Consider the following 20,003-nt stretch of genomic DNA (forward strand, 5'->3'; position numbering starts at 1 on the left):
ACACCCCTATGACCAGTGGGAGAGTCACGGTGTATTTCGCCGCACTGCTCGCGCGCACCGAAGACGGGTGGGAAGCGAGCGATACGGAACTCGACGATGTGGAGACCCTGTCCGACCTGACGGATCTGGCCCGTGAGGCCTCGGCGGACGAGGACACGGTGCTCGTCTTCATCGAACAGGAGGACGCCTGGTTCGGCGTCATCCGGGTGGACGGTGAGGACGACCCCCGTATCTTCGTCTCGGACGCCACCGCCGCCGCCCGGTCCTCGTACGGAGAGATCCTGCTCACCGACGAACTGCTCGGCCGCGAACCCGGGGCCGACGACACCATTGCCGCCCTCGAAGAACTCGTCGGCCTCGACGGTACGGAGGACGGCGAACCGGACACCACCCCCGACAACGACCACGACGACAACGACGATGACGACGCACTCGATGCCGACGCCGTACCGGCGGGGCCGCTCGGGGACACCGCCATCCTGGCCGACCTCGGTCTCCCCGAGGCCGAACTGCTGATGCTGCGCACGGACGCGCTGGGCGAGATCGCGGACGCGCTGGGCGCGGCCGAGGTCCTGGAGACCGTCCGCTAGGGTCCGCGGGTGACCGAACCACCCCGCCCGCAGGACCCGCCGGAACCGCACCACCCGGTGGAAGCACCGCACGATCCCGTACGAGACCCATGGCGTGCGCACATGCGCCACGCCCTGGCCGAGGCCGAGCTGGCGGCGGCGGCCGGCGACGTGCCGGTCGGCGCCGTCGTCCTCGGCCCCGACGGCGCGCTGCTGGCCGTCGGCCACAACGAACGCGAGGCGACGGGCGACCCGACCGCCCACGCCGAGATCCTCGCCCTCCGCCGCGCGGCCGCCGCGCTCGGCGAGTGGCGCCTGTCCGGCTGCACCCTGGTGGTCACCCTGGAGCCGTGCACGATGTGCGCGGGCGCACTGGTGCAGTCCCGCGTGGACCGGGTCGTCTACGGGGCGCGCGACGAGAAGGCGGGCGCCGCCGGTTCCCTCTGGGACGTCGTCCGCGACCGCCGCCTCAACCACCGCCCGGAGGTCATCCAGGGCGTCCTGGAGCCGGAGTGCGCGGAGCGACTGACGGCCTTCTTCCGCACCCCCTGAGAACCGATTTCTTTCCGCGGCCCGGCATGGTCTAAGCTCTCTCTCGGTAGCGTGTCCGAGCGGCCGAAGGAGCTCGCCTCGAAAGCGAGTGTGGGGAAACTCACCGAGGGTTCAAATCCCTCCGCTACCGCCATCGACGCCCTCCCGGCCTGTGGAAACACAGAACGGGAGGGCGTTCGCGTTGCCGAGACAGCACCACCGGGTAAGCGGCGACCCCTGACCGCGCATACGTTGACACCACACCACCAAGACGAGGCGATATGTCCGAATCTCAAGAAGTGGGTAAAAACAGGCTCTGCCTCACATAAACCAGCAGGTCAGGAACTGTGGTCCCCGCGCACGCGGGGGTGGTCCGCGAACAGTGCCGCCAGTTCCTCCGAGCTGTTCCTCTACGATCCCTCGTCCTGGGCACCGTCAGGAACCAAGGAAATGGGCCGGGCGGCTAGAGCAAGGCGTCCAGGCGAAGAAGGTTCGGCGGGCGATAGGCGGTCCGGTGCGGACCGGACCGCCTGGATACGCGCGTGCCGGGAGGTCGGCAGTTCCTGCGCGCACATCGCCCCTGTGGTCGCCGCTCGCGGGGCGATGACCCCGTATCGACGCGGGTCGGGGGAAGCGGCATCGGGGGGACAAGCCGCTTCCCCCGGTGAGAACGGCCCCTCAGGTCCGCGCCGCGGTCTGGGGGAAACGCGCGGCGCGGACCCCACAGTGGGGCCTGTTCCTCGCCCCTCGGGTTCCTGACTGTTCCCCGGGGGCTACAACACCCATCCTGCGCCGTGGGAGCGGTTCCGCGGGCCGACGAAGGGCCTCGATCGACGGGTCCTTGGTCCCTGAAAGGCTGCCCGAAGATCGCTCGAAGGCCGGTCGAGGGCTGGTCGAGGACCCGCTGAAGGCCCGCTGAAGGCTGGCTGAAGGCCGTGTGGGGCGAGGCAGGGATTCAGACGGATGCGACCATTCGTGCGGATACAATCGCCCGACTGCACAGGGGATCGAAGGGGAGGCAGGGGCTGATGGTGCAAGCGAAGAAGATAGCTCTCTTCGTGATAGTCGTCTTCGTGCTGTACACGATCATCACATCCCCGGCCCGGGCGGCGGATCTTGTGCAGATAGGGTTCGAGGGCGTTTCGAGTGCCGCGCAAGGCGTCGGCGACTTCATGTCCGAGCTCGTGAACTAACGACCTCGCCCACGATTGGCAGTTGGGGAAGGAGCGGCGTCTGGGGCCTTCGAAGCCAAGGCGGAGGAGCGAGTCGACGCGGAGCGTCGGTGACTGACGACAACGCCGGAGGCGGAGGTCCCAGACACCGCGACGCCGCTGACAATCGTGGGCGAGGTCGTAAGGGCCGCCGCGTAATCTGTGGCGGATCGGCGCACGGCGTCGGATGTGGTGCATCGCAAGACGAAGGGGCGCCCGCATACTGGACGTCTGCGGTCGTTCCGACAACGCGGCGAGGCGCCGCGGCCGCCGTCGGGCGCCCGCCAGGGATTACGGGACAGCCCTTAGGAGTACCACGCCATGATCCGCCATCTGGTCCTGTTCAAGCTGAACGACGGCGTCGAGCGGGACGACCCACGGGTCGTCGCCGGGGCGAAGGCGTTCCAGGACCTGGACGGGCAGGTTCCGGAGCTGGAGTTCTGGGAGTGCGCCTGGAACATCACCGACCGGCCGATCGCGTACGACTTCGCCATCAACTCCGCCGTCGCCGACGAGGCCGCCCTGAAGCGTTACATCGAGCATCCGGCCCATCAGGCCGCCGCCGGTCAGTGGCGGGAGTTCGCCACGTGGGTGATCGCCGACTACCCGTTCTGATCCGTCCGCTCCAGCCGATCCATACGATCACCCGGGCCCCTCGCTACTGCGGCGAGGGGCCTTTTCAGTGTTTAAACCAAGTTGAACCCAACACGACGCTATACGGTGCTTGCACACAGTGGGCATGTCTTGTGATGCTATGACCGCTTTTGACGGATGAGTTGACCGCAGTTGACCGCAAAGGGGTGGCCCCACCGTGCCGGCCAGTACAGCGCCTCAAGTGCCTCCCCAGACCGTCCAGACCGGCCAGGCCATCCAGACCGGACGGGGCGCCCAGAGCGGACGGCCCTCCCAAGCCGCCACCGGGACCGCCCAGGGCACCCCGAACGCCCGCAGCGCCCCGAGCCCCCCGAGCGGCCAGTCCGCGCAGGGCGCGGCGCAGGCGGCCGTCGGGGCCATGCGGCCGGACGGGGAACCCGACGGTTCGGCGACGGCGCCCGCCAGGAGCAGGGGCGCGGACACCAGGGCGCTCACCCAGGTGCTCTTCGGACAGCTCAAGGAGCTGGAACCGGGTACTCCGGAACACAGCCGGGTGCGGGCGGCACTGATCGAGGCCAACCTCCCCCTGGTCCGGTACGCGGCGGCGCGCTTCCGCAGCCGCAACGAGCCGATGGAGGACGTCGTCCAGGTCGGCACGATCGGGCTGATCAACGCCATCGACCGGTTCGACCCCGAGCGCGGGGTGCAGTTCCCGACCTTCGCGATGCCGACCGTCGTCGGCGAGATCAAACGATACTTCCGCGACAACGTGCGCACCGTCCACGTCCCCCGTCGGCTGCACGAGCTGTGGGTGCAGGTCACCGGCGCCACCGAGGACCTGACGACCGCTCACGGCAGGTCGCCGACCACCGCGGAGATCGCCGAACGACTGAGGATCTCCGAGGACGAGGTACTGGCCTGCATCGAGGCGGGCCGCTCCTACCACGCGACCTCCCTGGAGGCCGCCCAGGAGGGGGACGGACTGCCCGGCCTGCTGGACCGGCTCGGGTATGAGGACCCGGCCCTCGCGGGGGTCGAGCACCGCGATCTGGTCCGCCATCTGCTCGTGCAGCTGCCCGAGCGCGAGCAGCGCATCCTGCTGCTGCGCTACTACAACAACCTGACGCAGTCACAGATCAGCGCCGAGCTGGGTGTCTCCCAGATGCATGTGTCAAGGCTTCTGGCCCGTAGCTTCGCCCGTCTCCGATCCGCAAACAGGATCGATGCCTAACCGGATCGGGTAGAGCACCCGAAGTCCGGCTCGCACGGCTCGACTTGCCGAGCACCCCCGCTAACTGGGCAGACGCCACGAAGACTTATCGACATGTCGCTACAGCGCGTTGCCGACATGTGACATTCTGCGGAAACCGCGTTTGCCGCGGCCTCGCCTCCGGTATTCAGGTGGGAGCTGCGTTCCTCCGATGGTCGCGGCTCGACGCGACCGTCCGCGACCTCAAGGGGGTGGCATGTCCGAAGAACAGGGCAGCTCGAAGGTGCTCACGCTCACTAAGGGCGCACCCGCACCTGTTGCGCCCGCCAGCTCGCCGGAAGCCATCGACACCCGCACGCTCTCCCGTTCCCTGTTCCTGCGGCTCGCCGCCCTGGCTCCCGGTCCCGACGGAACGGACAGTCCGGAGCGCGCCTACGTCCGGGACACGCTGATCGAGCTCAACCTCCCGCTGGTGCGGTACGCCGCCGCGCGGTTCCGCAGTCGCAACGAGCCGATGGAGGACATCGTCCAGGTCGGCACGATCGGGCTGATCAAGGCGATCGACCGGTTCGACTGCGAACGGGGGGTGGAATTCCCGACGTTCGCGATGCCGACCGTCGTCGGCGAGATCAAGCGGTTCTTCCGCGACACCTCGTGGTCGGTGCGGGTGCCGCGCCGCCTCCAGGAGCTGCGGCTCGCGCTGACCAAGGCCAGCGACGAACTCGCCCAGAAGCTGGACCGCTCGCCGACCGTGCCGGAGCTGGCCAAGGCGCTCGGGGTCTCGGAGGAGGACGTGGTCGACGGCCTGGCCGTCGGCAACGCGTACACCGCGTCCTCGCTGGACTCGCCCTCGCCCGAGGACGACGGCGGCGAGGGCTCCCTCGCGGACCGGCTCGGATACGAGGACTCGGCGCTGGAGGGCGTCGAGTACCGCGAATCGCTCAAGCCGCTGCTGGCCAAACTCCCTCCGCGCGAACGGCAGATCATCATGCTGCGGTTCTTCGCCAACATGACCCAGTCGCAGATCGGCGAGGAGGTCGGCATCTCGCAGATGCACGTCTCGCGCCTGCTGACCCGTACGCTCGCCCAGCTCAGGGAAGGGCTCATCGCCGACTGACCGCCATGGACCGCCGCACCGCGCGGCACAGGGGTTCCGATTTGACGGACCGTCAGCCACACTGGCGCGATGCGACGTCAGATGCTCCACTCGACCGGCCGCCGGGGCACCGTGATCGCCGCCTCGGCGGCCGTGCTGTGTCTGGGCGGTGCGCTGGCCGCCTGCGGTGGCGGTGCGACGGCCGACGGTTACGTGACGGTGGGCGCGGCGGGGCCCGGGGGCGAGCGGACACCGTCCGGGGCGGTGGCGCCGTCGGGGAAGGTGACGCTGGTGCCGCTGGACGGGGCCGGTGGCGCCGACGGGGCCTCGCCGGGCGGATCCGGCGGCGGGCACGAGTCAGGGAACGGGAGTTCATGGAAGGACGGGGGCGACTCGCGAGGCCCCGGGGAAGCCGAAGGGTCCGGAAGTGCCGGGAGGACGGGGGTCGCAGGCGGCAGGACGCCGGGCGATGCCTCCCGTCCGGACGGTTCGGACGGCCCGGGTGGGCCCGGTGGTACGGGCGGTTCTGGTGGGTCGAACGGCCCGGACGACCCCGGTGACGGTACGGGCGGATCCGGCGGCGGCACGGGCGGTGGGTCCACGGACCCGTCGGTGCCAACGAACCCCGGCCCCTCGGCACCGGCCGGCCCGGCCGTGCTGGTGGTCGGCGCCCCCGAGCGGGCGGCCGCCGAGGAGCGCTGGTGCGAGAAGGTGACCGTGGAATTCCGCAACACCGGGGGATCACCGGCCCGCGCGGGAACCGTCACCTTCGCCACACACATCATCGGCGGCCTGGGCGTCGACTGGGCGACCGTCGAGTCGTCCGCGCCGCTTCCGGCGCCGATCGACGCGGGAGCGGCGCGGACGAGGACGTACACCGTCTGCGTGGACGCCTGGCGGGTGCCGCTGGGAATGCATGTGGAGACCCGCGACGTCACCGCCGTGCTGAAGTGACGCCACCGCCGTGCCGGGGCGGCGTCACCGCCGCGCACCGGAACGAACGCCCCCGCCGTACCGGAGCCGTGCCGGGTGAAGGGGTGGGAGCCGGAGGTACGAGGTACGAGGGAACCGTCGAGCCGGTCAGCCGAGCGCGAGCCAGGCGACCGCCGCGAGGACGACGACCACCGCGACGACGGTGACGATCATCCCGGTCTTCGGTCCGGACGGGGGGGCAGCCTGCTGTCGGCGCTGCGGCTCGCCCTCGTCGACGAAGGCGCGGAACATCTGGGTGCTGCCGGCCGGGTCGTGGTTGCCCTCGGGGCCCTGGGGGGCGTGGGGGTTGTGTGCCATGGGGAAGGACCCTAGCGAACTCGCCGTTACGGCCCAACCCCCGGGGCACCGAAGCGAGCTGACGGTCGGCGGTGTCGTACCGGACGGAGCGCCGGGCGTCCCGCCGTCACCACGGAACACACCGCACAACCCGCCCCGGAACGGACATCCGCCAGGGCCGGCCACCACGGAAGACGGAAGACGGTCGCGGCCCGACCCAGAACGGTCACGACCCGGGCTCGGAACAGGCACTGCCCGCAGACACAGAACGGCAGAACGGGAACAGGACGAGCGTGGGCCGGGCGCGGAACGGGCACAGCCCGCGCAGGACGGGCGCGGCCCGGAGCAGGACGGGCGGGGCCCCGGCTCGGCATGTTCGCGGTTTGCGCATCGGCGGAGAGCATTCGCGACATCGATGGAAGACGGGCACACCCCCGACGGAGAGCGGTCACGGGGCCGTGGAAACCGGCCGCGGTCCCGGCCGGGCATCACCCCGACTGTGGCAGGAGACACACCCGTCCCGGGCCGCACTCCACACGCTGGCACTTTGACCGGCGCCCTACTCAGCCTTTTGCGTTCCTTTACTTCTGCAAGTCCATTTTCGTTTGCCTGCAGCAACCAACGGGTTCTATGGTTGCCCTAAGCAACAAGATGCACCGGTGGAATCGTCTGGGGGGCTCATGGCCGCACGGAGTCAGTACGAAGAGCTGGCCCGGCATCTCAGCGCGGTCGGAGCCGTCAAGCGAGGTGTCGCACGCGTCCTCCCCGCCGAATGCCCGTCCGGTTCCGCCGCCGTACTCGCGCTGCTCAGGCAGCACGGCGAGATGCGGATCAGCAGGCTGGCCGAGCTGTTGGACGTCGACATGTCTGTTACGAGCAGACATGTCGCCCATGTAGCGGAGCACGGCTGGATCGAACGGTCCTCGGACCCGACCGACAAGCGGTCCCGCATCCTGCGGCTGACCCCGGCCGGACGCGACCTGCTCGGTGACATGAACCGTCGTGTCACCGAGATGTTCGCCCACAATCTCTCCGACTGGTCGGACGACGAGATCGGCCAGCTCAACCGGCTCCTGGCCCGGCTGCGCGACAGTTTCGCCTGCCGCGGTTTCGGCGATTGCGTCCCCGGAACACACAGCGGCGAGTGCCGCTCGCGGCCTTCCGACATCGGCGCCGACGCGCACACCCGTACACCCGTGTAACAGAAGCAAAGACAAGGAACTCTATGGCTACGACCACACCGACCGGTGTGCGGGGCGGCCACGCCAAGCACGGGGGGTCGCCCGATCCCTCGTCCGGCGCGCCGATGACACACCGGCAGATCATGGAAGCACTGGCCGGGCTGATGCTCGGCATGTTTGTCGCGATCCTGTCGTCGACGGTCGTCTCCAACGCCCTTCCGCAGATCATCTCCGACCTCGGCGGCGGCCAGAGCGCCTACACCTGGGTCGTCACGGCCTCGCTGCTGTCGATGACCGCCACCACTCCCCTGTGGGGCAAGCTCGCGGACCTGTTCAGCAAGAAGCTGCTGGTCCAGATAGCCCTCGTCATCTACGTCGCGGCCTCGGTCGTGGCCGGACTCTCGACCAGCAGCGGCATGCTCATCGCCTGCCGTGTCGTCCAGGGCATAGGCGTCGGTGGTCTCTCCGCCCTCGCGCAGATCGTGATGGCGGCGATGATCGCCCCCCGTGAGCGCGGTCGCTACAGCGGATACATCGGCGCGGTGTTCGCCGTCGCCACCGTCGGTGGTCCGCTGCTCGGCGGTGTCATCACCGACACCAGCTGGATGGGCTGGCGCTGGTGCTTCTACGTCGGTGTGCCGTTCGCCGTCATCGCGCTGATCGTGCTCCAGAAGACGCTGAAGCTCCCGGTCGTGAAGCGTGAGGTCAAGGTCGACTGGTGGGGCGCGTTCTTCATCAGCGCCGCCGTGTCGCTGCTGCTCATCTGGGTGACCTTCGCGGGCGACAAGTACGACTGGCTGTCCTGGCAGACCGCGGTGATGGTCATCGGCTCCGTGCTGCTCGGCGCGATCTTCGTCGCCGTCGAGTCCAGGGCCAGCGAGCCGATCATCCCGCTGCGCCTCTTCCGCAACCGCACCATCGCGCTGGCCTCGCTGGCCTCGCTGTTCGTCGGTATCGCGATGTTCGCGGGCACCGTCTTCTTCAGCCAGTACTTCCAGCTGGCGCGCGGCAAGTCGCCGACGATGTCCGGCGTCATGACGATCCCGATGATCGGTGGCCTGTTCATCTCCTCGACGGTCTCCGGCTGGGTGATCACGAAGACCGGCCGCTGGAAGGCCTGGCTGGTCAGCGGTGGCTTCCTGGTCACCGCCGGGCTCGGGCTGCTCGGCACCATCCGGTACGACACGGCCTACGGGTACATCGCCGTCTACATGGCCGTAATGGGTCTCGGCATCGGCATGATGATGCAGAACCTGGTGCTCGCCACGCAGAACCAGGTCGCCCCGTCCGACCTCGGTTCGGCCAGCTCCGTCGTCACCTTCTTCCGTTCCCTCGGTGGTGCGATCGGCGTCTCGGCGCTGGGCGCCGTCATGGCGAACCGCGTCACCCACTACGTCAAGGACGGTCTCGCCGCCCTCGGCCCCGAGGGCGCGGCCATGGGTCACGGCGGCACCGGCGGCGGGGGCATCCCCGACCTGGACAAGCTGCCCGCGCCGTTCCGCACGGTCGTGGAGAGCGCCTACGGGCACGGCGTCGGCGACGTCTTCCTGTACGCCGCACCGGCCGCGCTGATCGCCTTCCTGATCACGATCTTCATCAAGGAGGTCGCGCTGAAGTCGAACGCCGCCGAGGCCACACCGGTCACGGACGGGACCCCGACCGTCGAGCAGGCCGGTGCCGTCGAGCGGGCCGAGGCCCCGGTGCCGGTACCCGCCGCCGTCGCGGCCATGCCCGCGGACGCGGCGCAGACCGCTCCGGCCCCGGCCGCAGCCCCGGCCGCCGCTCCGGAGCCCCTGGTCGCCTCCGTTCAGGGCACGGCCGTGCACGGTGTGGTGCGTGGCGCGGAAGGTGCGCCCGTCCCCCGGGCCGCCGTCACGCTGATCTCGCTGGCCGGCCGCCAGCTGGGGCGCTCCGTCGCCCAGGCCGACGGCAGCTACGCGCTGGACGCCCCGGGCACCGGCAGCTACGTGCTGATCGCGTCGGCCGACGGTTTCCAGCCGCAGGCGTCGACCGTGGTCGTCGGTGAGGAGCCGCTGTCGTACGACATCCTGCTCTCCGGTACGAGCGGCCTCACCGGAACCGTCCGGGCCGCCGAGACCGCGGCGCCGGTCGAGGGTGCCATGGTCGTCGTGACCGATGTGCGCGGCGACGTACTGGCGACCGGCAGTTCCGGGGAGGCCGGCGAGTTCACTTTCGGCGAGCTGGTCCCCGGTCCGGTGACCGTCGCGGTGAACGCCGCCGGGTTCCGCCCGCTGGCCCTGCCGGTGGAGATCGGCGGCCAGGGCGTCACCCGCGTCGAGGCCGCGCTGCAGTCCGGCGCCCTGGTGCGCGGTGTCGTACGGGCCGGCTCCGCCCGGCGTCCGCTGGCCGACGCCCGGGTCACCCTGGTCGACGCGGCCGGCAACGTGGTCGCCACCTCGACGACCGGGGAGGACGGGGCGTACGCCTTCACCGACCTGGACGCGGGCGAGTACACGGTCATCGCGACCGGCTACCCGCCGGTGGCCGGCGCGCTGACCGTGACCGGTCCCGGCGTCGACGGCCACGACGTCGAACTCGCCCACCCCGGCGAGTGAGGAGGCCCGGCGGCGGCCCGCGACAGCAGGGCCTGCCGCCGGACCTCTCACCACAGACCCCTGGCGGTTCGACGTCCCGAGCGGAGACGCTGTACCGGCCGGTGGAAATGGGCCCCGGCGGCGGGGACGGCAGGCAGGGGACGGCCGGCCGGCCCCGCCCCGGGGCCCGACTCATTGAGCGACTCGAACTCACCGAGTCACCGGGGTCACTGATTCGGAGTCACCGGGTCCGGTCCGCGGTTCACCGGGTCCCCGGTTCCGAGCACTGATCCGAGCCACCGGGTCCGGGCAACCGGGCCCGAGCCACCGGGTCCCAGCCACTGGGTCACTGATTCACTGAGTCCTTGAGCAAGGAGAGAGAACGGGATGGGACTTCGCGCACAGGTACGGACGCGGGACGGCTGGGCGGTCCAGCACGCGGTCGTGACGGTCACCGACATGACCGGCGCGCAGGTGCTGCGGGCCGCCGCCGACGAGGACGGGACGGTGCGGACGGACACCCCCCTGCCGGCCGGCGCGTACACGGTGATCGTCACCGCGGTCGGGTACGCCCCGGCCGCATCCACCGCGCTCGTCACGGCGAGCGGGCGCGTAGAGGCCGGCACCGTGGTGCTGGCCCGGCAGGGCGGAGTCGAGCTGCCGCCGCCGGGCGCCTGGTCGCTGGACCCGGCGCACTCCTCGGTCGCCGCGGTCGCGCAGCACCTGGGCATCTCCAGCGTGCGGGGCCGGTTCACCGAGTTCAGCGGCCGGATCGAGATCGCGGACGAGGTCCACCGGTCCCGGGTCGACGCCGTCATCACCGCGGCCAGCATCGACACCGGCAACGGCATGCGGGACAAGCACCTGCGCTCGCCCGACTTCCTGGACACCGACCGCTTCCCGGAGATCACCTACCGCTCCGACGGGCTGACGCCGGCCGGCCCCGACCGCTGGACCGTCCACGGCGTGCTGTCCATGCGCGGCGTCGACCGGCCGGTCGATCTGGACCTGAGCTACCTCGGTACGGGCCCCGACCCGTGGGGCGGGGTGCGCGCGGCGTTCAGCGCCACCGCGGAGCTGCGGCGCGACGACTTCGCCATGAACTACAACCAGGTGCTGCAGGCGGGCATCTCGGCGATCGGTACGACGCTGCGGGTGGAGCTCGACATCCAGGCCGTGCAGGGCGAGTCGCTGCCGTCGTAACCACCGGGCGGGACGGGGCCGACCGGAGGAACGGGGACAGGGCGGACGGGCGGGGCGGATGGGCAGGGGCAGGGGCAGGGGCTCGGGACGGAGCCGATGAACGAGGCGGTCCCTCGTATCCCCGTCCCCGTCCGCCGTCCCCCGTGTCCCCGTCCCTCGTGCCCCCGTCCCCCGTGTCCCCGTCCCCCGTGTCCCCGTCCCCCGTGCCCCGTCCCTCGGCCCGCCGCTACCGCTCGCGGGCCTGTTCCCGGATCGCTTCGATGCCGGCGATCAGCAGGTCCAGGGCGTAGGTGAAGTCCCGGTCGCGCATCTCCTCGACCGTGTCGCCGCCGCGGGCATCCCTCAGCTTCTCCGAGGATTCGACCATCTGGTCGAAACTCGGTTGGCCGCGGACCTCGCTCATGGACTGCTGGTAGTACTCCTCCTGGGTCATCCCCGCGTTCGCGCTGCGCTGCGCGTAGTGGCCCTCGATGGTGCCGAATCCGTACACGAACTGGAAGACCGCGGCGAGCGCCCCGGCCTGGCGTTCCAGCGGCAGGCCGGTCGCCCGGATCACGGCCATGACCGCGTTCGACATCGCCCTCGCATGCGGACCGATGTTGAGGAAGTGCCCGGCGAGGTGCGCGGCCCAGACATGACGGACGATCAGGGCCCGGTATTGCGTGGCGAGTTCGCGCAACCGGTCGTGCCAGTGCGCGTCCTCGTGCGGGGGGCGGATCTCGCTGTGGACGGAGTCCAGGGCCAGTTCCAGCAGGTCGTCCTTGGTGTCCACGTACCAGTAGAGGGACATGGCGGTGACACCCAGCTCGGCGGCGAGGCGGCGCATGGAGAATCTGTCGAGACCCTCGGCGTCCAGCAACCGTACCGAGGCCGCGACGATCCTCTCCCGGTCGAGACCGGCCGGCTGGTCCGTTCTGCGGGTGCGCGACGGTGCGCGCTGGGCCAGCCACACGCTGGTCCTGGCGGGGTTCTTCACACGGTCGGCCGCGGACACCATGGCGCACTCTCCTCGTCTTGCCGGCGGGGCGAACCGTCCCGTACGCGCGCTCCCGCACCTGCGCGTACGTGTGCGTGTACGCGCGAGGCGGATGCGTACGGTCCGACACGCCCCGCCCCCGATGCTATGCCGCGGCCTCGGCCCCGGCCTCGACGGACTCCGCGCGGAGGGACTCGGCGCGCTCCGCACGGCGCAGGAGCGCCGCGGCCAGCAGGCCACCGGCCAGCACCGCCACCGCTCCGGCCAGCTGGCTGGTCTCCAGGCCCGAGGCGAAGGCGTCGCTGATCCGCGCCCGTTCGCCGTCGTCGGCAGCCGCGGCGAGCGCGACGGGCAGCGAGGCGGCTCCCACCGCCGCGGGCACGAGCGACGCGAAGCGCGCGTTGAGCACCGCACCGAGGACGGCGACGCCCAGGCCGTTACCGAATTCGGCGAGCGTGCCGTTGACCCCGGCGCCCACGCCCGCCTTCTCCGGCGGAATGGCGCTCATGATCGCGTTGGCCATGGCGGGCGTGGCGAGCGCGATGCCCGCGCCCATCACCACCAGGCCGAGCAGCATGCCGCCGTAACCGTCGCCGCCGAGCAGCGCGACCGCGGCGAGCCCCGCGGCCAGCATGGTCATCCCGGCCGCGATGGTGAGCGGCGTGCCCAGCTTCGGCACCAGCCTGGCGCCCAGTCCGAAGAGGTTGAGCACGACGACGCTCAGCGCCAGCGGTGCGGTGCGCAGACCGGCCTCCAGCGGCCCGTAGCCGAGCACGAACTGGAGCTGCTGGGTGAGCAGGAAGAGCGAGCCCCCCATCCCGAAGGCGACCAGGATCGAGCCGCCGACGGCCCCGACGAATTTCTGGTTCCGGAAGAAGTGCATGTCCAGCATGGGGTACGGAATGCGCAGCTCCCACAGCACGAACCCGGCGAGGACGATGACCCCGACGACGGCCGTCAGCAGGACCTGCCCCGACGTCCAGCCGCGCTCCGGGCCAGAGATGATCGCGTACACGAGAGAGGCCATACCGATCGTGGAGAGCAGCGCGCCGAGCAGGTCGGGGCGGCCGTCGCCGGCGTTCCCGGACTCCGGGACGAGCCAGGCCACGGCGATCAGACCGAGAACGGCGACGGGGATGTTGATCAGGAAGATCGCGCCCCACCAGAAGTGGTCGAGCATCACCCCGCCGATCAGCGGACCGACGGCGACGCCGAGCGAGCCGACGGTCGCCCAGATGCCGATCGCCCTGACCCGCTCGGTCTCGTCGAAGATCTGGACGACGACGGCGAGGGTCGTGGTCAGCAGCAGCGCACCGCCGATGCCCATGCCCGCCCGCGCGGCGATCAGCTGCGCGGACGACTGTGCCAGTCCGGCCGCCAGCGAGCCGATGCCGAACACGGCGAGCCCGGCGATCAGCATCTTCTTGCGGCCGTAGCGGTCGGCGGAGCTGCCGGCCGTGAGCAGCAGACCCGACTGGACGAGCGAGTAGGCGGTGATCATCCACTGCACTTCGGCGGTGGACGCGTCCAGCTCCCGGGTGAGGGAGGGGATCGCGACATTGAGCACGGTGTTGTCGAGCAGCACCGTGAGCTGGGCGAGACAGATGACGCCGAGGATCAGCCAGCGCTGCGGATGACTGGGCGGCGAGACGTGGTTCTGCTCGGCGGCGGTCGCCGTCATGCGGACTCCAGATGCCTTATACGGTGTACGAGAGTGGGCGACATACACCGTATGGCCGTCCTCGTACGGCGTACAAGTGATTTGCCTGGCGCCGAAGCGGACAGCACGGAAGCCGCCGTACGGAACCGAGAACCGAGGCCGAGTGCCTGTCAGTGGCGGCGCGTCTCCCAGGAGGAAACCCTCGCCGGCCGTTGCGGCGAGGGGCGACGAACTCGGCTCCGCCGTCGTGTGCGCACGCCTGGTACGCGATCTGATGCGGCTGTGCCTGCTGATGGACCGCCGGTGCCCGCCCCACGCCAAGTGGCCCGGCAGCGCCTTCGCCCGCACGCCCCAGGCCCCCGCCCTCGCACCCGTCCTCACCGCGGCCCTCGCCGCCACCGACCGGGACACCCGCGAACACCACCTGGCCCGCGCCTACGAGACCGTCGCGACCGCCCACAACCGGCTCGGGCTCACCGGACCGGTCGATCCCGCCGACGCGCCCGTACCACAGCAGACCGTTCCGGGTGCTGCACGCCGAACGCTTCGCCGCCGCGCTGCTCGACCGCATCACCGATCCGGTGGTGCGCGGGCTGCCACCGATCGGCGCCGTGGACCAGTTCGTCGACAGCACCGACGTCCTCGGCCACCCCACATCGGCACAGGAGGCGGCCCGGGCGACGACCGCGCTCCGCCGCGCCGCCGACCGGCCGGGCGGCGGCCCTTCGGCCCCTACTCCCCCGGTTTGATGAGGTATCCCGCCCCGCGCCGGGTGTGGATCATCGGTGTGCGGCCGGCGTCGATCTTCTTGCGCAGGTACGAGATGTACAGCTCGACGACGTTCGCCTGCCCGCCGAAGTCGTAGTTCCACACCCGGTCGAGGATCTGAGCCTTGCTCAGCACCCGTCGCGGGTTGCGCATCAGGAAGCGCAACAGCTCGAACTCGGTGGCCGTGAGATGGATGGACGTGCCGCCCCGGCTCACCTCGCGGCTGTCCTCGTCGAGGACCAGGTCGCCGACGACGAGCGACGAGTCGGCGCGTACGGCCGCCGCCGCACCGGAACGCCGGATCAGCCCGCGCAACCGGGCCACGACCTCCTCCAGGCCGAACGGCTTGATGACGAAGTCGTCGCCACCGGCGGTGAGCCCGGCGATCCGGTCCTCCACCGCGTCGCGCGCGGTCAGGAACAGCACGGGCACCCCGGACAGCTCCCGCCGCAGCCCGCCGAGCACGGCGGATCCGTCCGCGCCCGGCAGCGTCACGTCGAGGATCACCGCATCGGGCCGGAAGTCCCGCGCCATCCGCACGGCTCCGGCCGCGTCACCGGCGCTGCGCACCTCCCAGCCCTCGTAGCGCAGCGCCATGGAGAGCAGCTCGGTGAGAGCGGCCTCGTCGTCCACGACGAGCACGCGGACGGGGGTGCGGTGGTCGGGCCTCAGCGGTTCGTCGCGTTCCCGGGACAGTTCGGTATGCCTCAGGGGTGAGGTCGTCGTCGTCATGCCTCAACCCTGTGAGGCTCCTCTGAGAGGCTTCTTTCCCGAATCTGTGAATTCCCTGAGAAACGGACCTCTTCCCCCTCCTGTCCACACCCCTTCCCCGCCCGCGTGTGAGGACCGTCCCGGCGTACGCGACCATCCCGGCGTCTCACGCCACGTCGAACAGCGCCCTCGCGTTCTCGTGGCAGACCGCCCGCAGCCAGTCGTCGCCCAGCTCCAGCCGTTCCAACGCATGCAGTTGATGGGCGTACGGATATGGGATGTTGGGGAAGTCCGTACCCAGCAGGATCCGGTCCCCGAGCGCGGCGAGCCGCCCCCGTTCGGCCACCGGGAACGGGCTCAGGTCCCGTACGAAGTCCGTGAACACCATCGTCGTGTCCAGCCGCACCTCCGGGTACGTCTCGGCCAGCGCGAGGAACTCCGCGTACTCCGGCATCCCCATGTGCGCCACGACCAGCCGCAGTCGCGGGTGCCGGGCGAGCAGCCTGGCGATCGGCGCGGGCCCGGTGTGCCGGCCAGGCGCCGGTCCGGAGCCGCAGTGCGTCACCACCGGGATGCCCGCATCGGCGAGCAGCCCCCACACCGGGTCCAGCAAGGGGTCGCCGGGGTCGTACGCGCCGACCTGGACATGCGCCTTGAAGACCCTGGCCCCCGCCTCCACCGCCTCGCGCACGTACCGCTCCACGCCCTCCTCCGGGAAGAAGGTCGAGGTGTGCAGACAGTCCGGCACCCGGCGCGCGAAACCGGCCGCCCACTCGTTCAGCCAGGCGGCCATCCCGGTCTTGTGCGGGTAGAGCATCGAGGTGAACCGCCGCACTCCGAACGAGCGCAGCAACGTGAGTCGTTCGTCCTCCTCGTGGCGGTAGGCGATCGGCCACTCCATGCCGGTCAGCGGACCGGCCGAGTCGAAGTACGCCCAGACCTTGCGCAGCACCCGTTCCGGCATGAAGTGCGTGTGCACATCAATGATCCCGGGCAGCCCCAGCCGTTCCCAGAACCGAACGACGTCGTCGACTTCACCGTTCACAACGCTCCCCTTCCCTCCGTGCACGGACCACTCGCCCGCGCGGGGACCCGTGGGACCCACGCGGCCCGTGCGGACTCACATGCGGCCCTGTGCGGACCCATGCGGCCCTGTGCGGATCCATGTGGCTCATGTGGCTTCCGTCCGGGCAGGCCCGACCCACGTCGGACCTGCCGGACCTGCCGGACCTGCCTGGAGCCGACGATCTCAGAACAGCCCGTCCTGCACTCCACCGCCCCCGATGCCGACCACCGGCACGCCCACCCCCGCCCGCGCGTCGGCATCCGTCAGCTCCCACCCGGTCATCAGCCGGGTGTCCAGCACCACGACCCCGTCCGCCACCGTCTCCAGATGCAGGTCCGGACCGGCCGCCGCCACCAACCGCCCCGCGACCGCGCCCCCGTCCACCAGCTCGGTGACCGCGCACATCACTTCGACCGCGCCGCCCAGCCCGAACAGCCCGGCGTGGTCGACCGCCTCGAACGGCAACCGCTCCAGCGTCTCCGGCCACCCCGCCCCCTCCAGCGCCACGGCCCGCCCGTACAGCTCCGCCACCTCGGACCGCCGTTCCCCCTCCCCCGGCAGTACCGCGCGCACGGCGCGTTTCGAGGCGTACGGGATCCGGTCCGGCACTCCGAGCGCCGACCGCAGCAGCTCCTCGGTCCGTCGCGCCGCCATCAACGGCCCGCGTCCCAACCAGCTGAACACCACGGCCCCCTGCTCCCGCAGTCGCGCCGCCCCGCGCTCCTCGGCCGTGATCCCGGCCTTCACCATCCCCGGCCCGAACCAGGCGAGGTACACGCGGTACGTCCGGGGGTCGTCGGCGATCGTGTCGGCGGCCACCGAGTGCGCCCGGTCCAGCCGCGCGCACGCCGGGCACCGTGCCCCCGTGCTCCGCCCCGGCACCACGGCCCCCACCGGGCACGCGTGCCCGCGCGCCCCGGTGCATCGCCGCGGCCCCACGGCCCGGAACCCGAGCTCCGTCCCGTACGCGAGCGCGCTCGCCCGCACCGTCGCGGCCCGCCGCCAGCCGAGCGAGGGCCCACCGTCGCCCGTCGGCCATCGCAGCCCCGTGCACTGCCAGCCCATGGGTGAACTCCGGACGTTCGCGGACGATGAGAGATCCAGCGATGCTACCGGGCGACGGACGACGAGAGCCGGGTGAAGAAAGCCAGGGGGGCCAGGAGGCCGGGAAAGCCGAGAAAGCTGGGGAGGCGGGGGGACGGACGCCGTGAACCGGTGACCTGTCGCAGCGAAGGCCGAGCATTCTCACCAGAGGCCGAGCCCGAGCGGTCGATGCGACAGCCCGCACCTCTGGGCCCCGTCCGAGGCGCGTTCGGGCCCGTCCGATGATCGATGGGGTCCCGTGATCGAGAGAGTGCCGTGAACTCGCGTCCCGGCTGTCAGTGTTGATCACCATCATGGGGACATGGCCAATCCGCACCTGACCACCAGCAGTATCTGGCGGCTCCACCACAGCGACCAGGAGATTGCCCGCCTGACCGTGACCGGCGCCGACATGCCCTGGACCCACGCCGAAGTCGAGACACTTCCTGGCTTCGAAGAGTTCCGTCCACGGCGCCGACCACGCGGGCAGTGAAGCAGACGTTGAACTGTCTGCGCGCCTCACCCCGTGCGTGCCGTAATCACTCTTCCCTTACCGGCGTCGCGGCCTCCCACACCGCGTCGAAGCTGCTGGCGTAGGTATCGAACATGCCGCCCTTTCCGCTGCGCCGAAGGTGCCACACGGGAGCAGCGTAGCCCCGCACCCGCCCCCTGAGGCGGTTGCCGTCAAACACTGCCGTCAAGGCAAAAACCAGAGGCCCTGTGGACTACTCCACAGGGCCTCTGGTCTGCTGTGCACTCGGCAGGATTCGAACCTGCAACCTTCTGATCCGTAGTCAGATGCTCTATCCGTTAAGCTACGAGTGCTTGTGCTTCCCGGTTTTTTTCTTCCCGGTCGGCGTTGCGGGAACAACATTACATGACCTGCGCCGTAGCGCGAAATCCATTAGCTGCACCGCCTCTGACCTGCGGAAACGCCCTGTTCTGCGGCGTCCGGCGCGCACACCGCCCCCGCGCGCGATCACGGCGGATCGCGGATTCACCCGCTCCCGGACGGCTCACCGAACCACTCGCTGGGCCGCACGAGAACGACAGAGGCCGCACGAGAACGACCGAGGATGCCCGAGGGCGACCAAGGGCGACCGAAGGCGACCGAGGGCTGAGGGCCGAGGACGGCCGGGAGCATCCGAGAACGGTCGGAACGGCCGAGGGGCGATCGAGGCGGCCGTCGAAAGCATTCGGGGCCCGGAGACCGCGAGAACGCCGAGATCCCGGAATACGGCCGAAGCCCCGTGCTGGTGGCACGGGGCTTCGGTGAAAGCGGAGGCGGAGGGATTTGAACCCTCGATGGGTTTTAAGACCCAAACCGCATTAGCAGTGCGGCGCCATAGACCGGACTAGGCGACGCCTCCAGCACACCCCGCGCGAGCGCGAGTGGTGTGTGCAGATGATGACACAGCCAAGCGTCGTGTCACCAATCGCTGCCTACGGTACTAGGCAGTCGGGTGCGAGGGCAAAGCGCCCCGGGTGCGCAACGTCGTGGCGCGAGGAGCGTTACGACCTCGTCCACGATTGGCAGTGGAGGAAGGAGCGGCGTCTGGGGCCTTCGATCCAAGGCGGAGGAGGGAGTCGACGCGGAGCGTCGGGGACTGACGACAATGCCGGAGGCGGAGGTCCCGGACACCGCGATGCCGCTGACAATCGTGGACGAGGTCGTTCGTCGGGAGGGAGGCACCGGCCTCCTGTTCCCCGTTCTTCCGTTCGTCAGGCCGCCCTTCGAAAATTCGCGAGAAAGTGCGCGTTCCCGGAGGGCCCGAGCACAGGAGCCCGTCATGCTGCGCCGCCTCGCTCTCACCGCCGTCGTATCCCTCACCGTGCTGTCCGCCGCCGCGCCGGGTGCCGCGGCGGCGTCCGGCCCCCTTCCGCTTCCCTCGCCCCTGCCCCTGCCGCTGCCGCAGGGCGAGGACGACGCCCGCACCCGGCTGACGGTGACGGTCTCGAAGGCGGGGGATCCCTCGGCCGAGGGCGCCTTCGAGCTGGAATGCGCTCCCGTGGGCGGCGACCACCCGGCGGCGAAGCCGGCCTGCGACCGGCTGGCGGAGCTGGCGGACGAGGGCACGGACCCGTTCGCACCGGTGCCCCGGGGCGCGATGTGCACCCAGCAGTTCGGCGGTCCGGCCACCGCCCGGATCACCGGGACCTGGCAGGGGCGGCACATCGACGCCGTGTTCAGCCGGGCCGACGGCTGCGAGATCTCGCGCTGGAACAACCTGCGGCCGGTGCTTCCCGGGGTCCGGTGAAACGACGCCCGGTGAACGGCGTCCGATCCGGTCCGGCGCCCGGCCGGCCCCGGCCGGGCGGC

Annotated in this window: 18 protein-coding genes, 3 tRNA genes and 2 pseudogenes; 14 read left to right on the forward strand and 9 right to left on the reverse strand. The window is 70.8% G+C overall.

Translation table 11 applies throughout. The annotated features are described in order from the left end of the window. Positions 1 to 29 precede the first annotated feature (29 nt). The 8 genes from ACFYY6_RS17880 to ACFYY6_RS17915 all read left to right on the forward strand — a co-directional run bounded on the left by ACFYY6_RS17880 (position 30) and on the right by ACFYY6_RS17915 (position 6,165). On the forward strand, positions 30 to 590 hold the full coding sequence (locus ACFYY6_RS17880; protein WP_351517191.1) for a hypothetical protein: 561 nt from the start codon (positions 30 to 32) through the stop codon (positions 588 to 590). Positions 591 to 599: 9 nt separating this feature from the next. After that, positions 600 to 1,121: a tRNA adenosine(34) deaminase TadA gene (tadA, locus tag ACFYY6_RS17885; RefSeq protein ID WP_386609621.1), complete on the forward strand. Its 522-nt coding sequence runs from the start codon at positions 600 to 602 to the stop codon at positions 1,119 to 1,121. A 45-nt stretch (positions 1,122 to 1,166) separates the two neighbouring features. Beyond that, a tRNA-Ser gene (locus tag ACFYY6_RS17890) sits at positions 1,167 to 1,254 on the forward strand. Positions 1,255 to 2,128: 874 nt separating this feature from the next. Next, positions 2,129 to 2,293 (forward strand): hypothetical protein, encoded by a 165-nt coding sequence (locus tag ACFYY6_RS17895; protein ID WP_360106020.1) that lies wholly within the window; start codon positions 2,129 to 2,131, stop codon positions 2,291 to 2,293. Positions 2,294 to 2,632: 339 nt separating this feature from the next. Then, positions 2,633 to 2,926 carry a Dabb family protein gene (locus ACFYY6_RS17900; RefSeq protein ID WP_073786552.1) on the forward strand — a complete coding sequence of 98 codons (294 nt, stop codon included), beginning with the start codon at positions 2,633 to 2,635 and terminating at the stop codon, positions 2,924 to 2,926. 196 nt (positions 2,927 to 3,122) lie between these two features. Next, a complete protein-coding gene (locus tag ACFYY6_RS17905) occupies positions 3,123 to 4,136 on the forward strand; it encodes an RNA polymerase sigma factor SigF (RefSeq protein ID WP_388651181.1) in 1,014 nt (337 codons plus the stop codon). A gap of 235 nt (positions 4,137 to 4,371) precedes the next feature. Then, positions 4,372 to 5,232, forward strand: coding sequence for an RNA polymerase sigma factor SigF (locus ACFYY6_RS17910; RefSeq protein ID WP_351517094.1), 861 nt, complete (start codon positions 4,372 to 4,374; stop codon positions 5,230 to 5,232). 69 nt (positions 5,233 to 5,301) lie between these two features. Continuing rightward, a complete protein-coding gene (locus ACFYY6_RS17915; protein WP_389194022.1) occupies positions 5,302 to 6,165 on the forward strand; it encodes a hypothetical protein in 864 nt (287 codons plus the stop codon). 126 nt (positions 6,166 to 6,291) lie between these two features. On the opposite strand, the gene ACFYY6_RS17920 is transcribed toward ACFYY6_RS17915, so the two are convergent. Continuing rightward, complete coding sequence (locus ACFYY6_RS17920; RefSeq protein WP_351517096.1) at positions 6,292 to 6,501, reverse strand: hypothetical protein; 210 nt, start codon at positions 6,499 to 6,501, stop codon at positions 6,292 to 6,294. A 659-nt stretch (positions 6,502 to 7,160) separates the two neighbouring features. Between ACFYY6_RS17920 and ACFYY6_RS17925 the strand changes: the two genes are divergently transcribed. From ACFYY6_RS17925 to ACFYY6_RS17935, 3 genes are all read left to right on the forward strand, one after another. Continuing rightward, on the forward strand, positions 7,161 to 7,682 hold the full coding sequence (locus ACFYY6_RS17925; protein WP_351517097.1) for a MarR family winged helix-turn-helix transcriptional regulator: 522 nt from the start codon (positions 7,161 to 7,163) through the stop codon (positions 7,680 to 7,682). Between the two features lie 23 nt (positions 7,683 to 7,705). Continuing rightward, entirely contained in the window at positions 7,706 to 10,237 is a 2,532-nt protein-coding gene (locus ACFYY6_RS17930) for an MFS transporter (RefSeq protein WP_389194025.1), read from the forward strand. Positions 10,238 to 10,603: 366 nt separating this feature from the next. Further along, on the forward strand, positions 10,604 to 11,419 hold the full coding sequence (locus ACFYY6_RS17935; RefSeq protein ID WP_351517100.1) for a YceI family protein: 816 nt from the start codon (positions 10,604 to 10,606) through the stop codon (positions 11,417 to 11,419). Positions 11,420 to 11,645: 226 nt separating this feature from the next. Here the strand turns inward: ACFYY6_RS17935 and ACFYY6_RS17940 are convergent, their stop codons facing one another. Continuing rightward, positions 11,646 to 12,416 (reverse strand): TetR/AcrR family transcriptional regulator C-terminal domain-containing protein, encoded by a 771-nt coding sequence (locus ACFYY6_RS17940; protein WP_351517101.1) that lies wholly within the window; start codon positions 12,414 to 12,416, stop codon positions 11,646 to 11,648. 124 nt (positions 12,417 to 12,540) lie between these two features. Further along, on the reverse strand, positions 12,541 to 14,076 hold the full coding sequence (locus ACFYY6_RS17945) for an MFS transporter (protein ID WP_389194028.1): 1,536 nt from the start codon (positions 14,074 to 14,076) through the stop codon (positions 12,541 to 12,543). A gap of 144 nt (positions 14,077 to 14,220) precedes the next feature. Here ACFYY6_RS17945 and ACFYY6_RS17950 point away from each other — a divergent pair. Then, positions 14,221 to 14,804: pseudogene (locus tag ACFYY6_RS17950) on the forward strand (DUF4037 domain-containing protein); the annotation flags it as partial. On the opposite strand, the gene ACFYY6_RS17955 reads toward ACFYY6_RS17950, so the two are convergent. From ACFYY6_RS17955 to ACFYY6_RS17965, 3 genes are all read right to left on the reverse strand, one after another. Then, on the reverse strand, positions 14,788 to 15,555 hold the full coding sequence (locus ACFYY6_RS17955; RefSeq protein ID WP_351517105.1) for a response regulator transcription factor: 768 nt from the start codon (positions 15,553 to 15,555) through the stop codon (positions 14,788 to 14,790). The pseudogene ACFYY6_RS17950 and the gene ACFYY6_RS17955 sit on opposite strands and share 17 nt — an antisense overlap. A gap of 145 nt (positions 15,556 to 15,700) precedes the next feature. Continuing rightward, positions 15,701 to 16,579 (reverse strand): amidohydrolase family protein, encoded by an 879-nt coding sequence (locus ACFYY6_RS17960; RefSeq protein WP_351517106.1) that lies wholly within the window; start codon positions 16,577 to 16,579, stop codon positions 15,701 to 15,703. Between the two features lie 204 nt (positions 16,580 to 16,783). After that, positions 16,784 to 17,665 carry a DUF2797 domain-containing protein gene (locus ACFYY6_RS17965; protein WP_351517107.1) on the reverse strand — a complete coding sequence of 294 codons (882 nt, stop codon included), beginning with the start codon at positions 17,663 to 17,665 and terminating at the stop codon, positions 16,784 to 16,786. 340 nt (positions 17,666 to 18,005) lie between these two features. On the opposite strand from ACFYY6_RS17965, the gene ACFYY6_RS17970 reads away from it, so the two are divergent. Continuing rightward, complete coding sequence (locus ACFYY6_RS17970; protein ID WP_351517109.1) at positions 18,006 to 18,176, forward strand: hypothetical protein; 171 nt, start codon at positions 18,006 to 18,008, stop codon at positions 18,174 to 18,176. 46 nt (positions 18,177 to 18,222) lie between these two features. On the opposite strand, the pseudogene ACFYY6_RS17975 reads toward ACFYY6_RS17970, so the two are convergent. The 3 genes and pseudogenes from ACFYY6_RS17975 to ACFYY6_RS17985 all read right to left on the reverse strand — a co-directional run. Next, positions 18,223 to 18,345 (reverse strand): annotated as a pseudogene (locus ACFYY6_RS17975) (XRE family transcriptional regulator); the annotation flags it as partial. A gap of 90 nt (positions 18,346 to 18,435) precedes the next feature. After that, positions 18,436 to 18,508: transfer RNA gene (locus ACFYY6_RS17980), tRNA-Arg, on the reverse strand. A gap of 454 nt (positions 18,509 to 18,962) precedes the next feature. Continuing rightward, positions 18,963 to 19,053 (reverse strand) — tRNA-Ser (locus tag ACFYY6_RS17985). Positions 19,054 to 19,473: 420 nt separating this feature from the next. Here ACFYY6_RS17985 and ACFYY6_RS17990 point away from each other — a divergent pair. Then, positions 19,474 to 19,941 (forward strand): SSI family serine proteinase inhibitor, encoded by a 468-nt coding sequence (locus ACFYY6_RS17990; RefSeq protein ID WP_389194031.1) that lies wholly within the window; start codon positions 19,474 to 19,476, stop codon positions 19,939 to 19,941. Positions 19,942 to 20,003 lie beyond the last annotated feature (62 nt).

The sequence above is a fragment of the Streptomyces sp. NPDC001750 genome, from assembly GCF_042892615.1.
GTDB lineage: Bacteria > Actinomycetota > Actinomycetes > Streptomycetales > Streptomycetaceae > Streptomyces.

Coding starts and splice junctions, on each gene's coding strand:
- ACFYY6_RS17895 (WP_360106020.1), top strand. CDS start 2,129: ATGGTGCAAGCGAAGAAGATAGCTCTCTTCGTGATAGTCGTCTTCGTG.
- ACFYY6_RS17900 (WP_073786552.1), top strand. CDS start 2,633: ATGATCCGCCATCTGGTCCTGTTCAAGCTGAACGACGGCGTCGAGCGG.
- ACFYY6_RS17910 (WP_351517094.1), top strand. CDS start 4,372: ATGTCCGAAGAACAGGGCAGCTCGAAGGTGCTCACGCTCACTAAGGGC.
- ACFYY6_RS17915 (WP_389194022.1), top strand. CDS start 5,302: ATGCGACGTCAGATGCTCCACTCGACCGGCCGCCGGGGCACCGTGATC.
- ACFYY6_RS17920 (WP_351517096.1), bottom strand. CDS start 6,501: ATGGCACACAACCCCCACGCCCCCCAGGGCCCCGAGGGCAACCACGAC.
- ACFYY6_RS17925 (WP_351517097.1), top strand. CDS start 7,161: ATGGCCGCACGGAGTCAGTACGAAGAGCTGGCCCGGCATCTCAGCGCG.
- ACFYY6_RS17930 (WP_389194025.1), top strand. CDS start 7,706: ATGGCTACGACCACACCGACCGGTGTGCGGGGCGGCCACGCCAAGCAC.
- ACFYY6_RS17935 (WP_351517100.1), top strand. CDS start 10,604: ATGGGACTTCGCGCACAGGTACGGACGCGGGACGGCTGGGCGGTCCAG.
- ACFYY6_RS17940 (WP_351517101.1), bottom strand. CDS start 12,416: ATGGTGTCCGCGGCCGACCGTGTGAAGAACCCCGCCAGGACCAGCGTG.
- ACFYY6_RS17945 (WP_389194028.1), bottom strand. CDS start 14,076: ATGACGGCGACCGCCGCCGAGCAGAACCACGTCTCGCCGCCCAGTCAT.
- ACFYY6_RS17955 (WP_351517105.1), bottom strand. CDS start 15,555: ATGACGACGACGACCTCACCCCTGAGGCATACCGAACTGTCCCGGGAA.
- ACFYY6_RS17965 (WP_351517107.1), bottom strand. CDS start 17,665: ATGGGCTGGCAGTGCACGGGGCTGCGATGGCCGACGGGCGACGGTGGG.
- ACFYY6_RS17970 (WP_351517109.1), top strand. CDS start 18,006: ATGGCCAATCCGCACCTGACCACCAGCAGTATCTGGCGGCTCCACCAC.
- ACFYY6_RS17990 (WP_389194031.1), top strand. CDS start 19,474: ATGCTGCGCCGCCTCGCTCTCACCGCCGTCGTATCCCTCACCGTGCTG.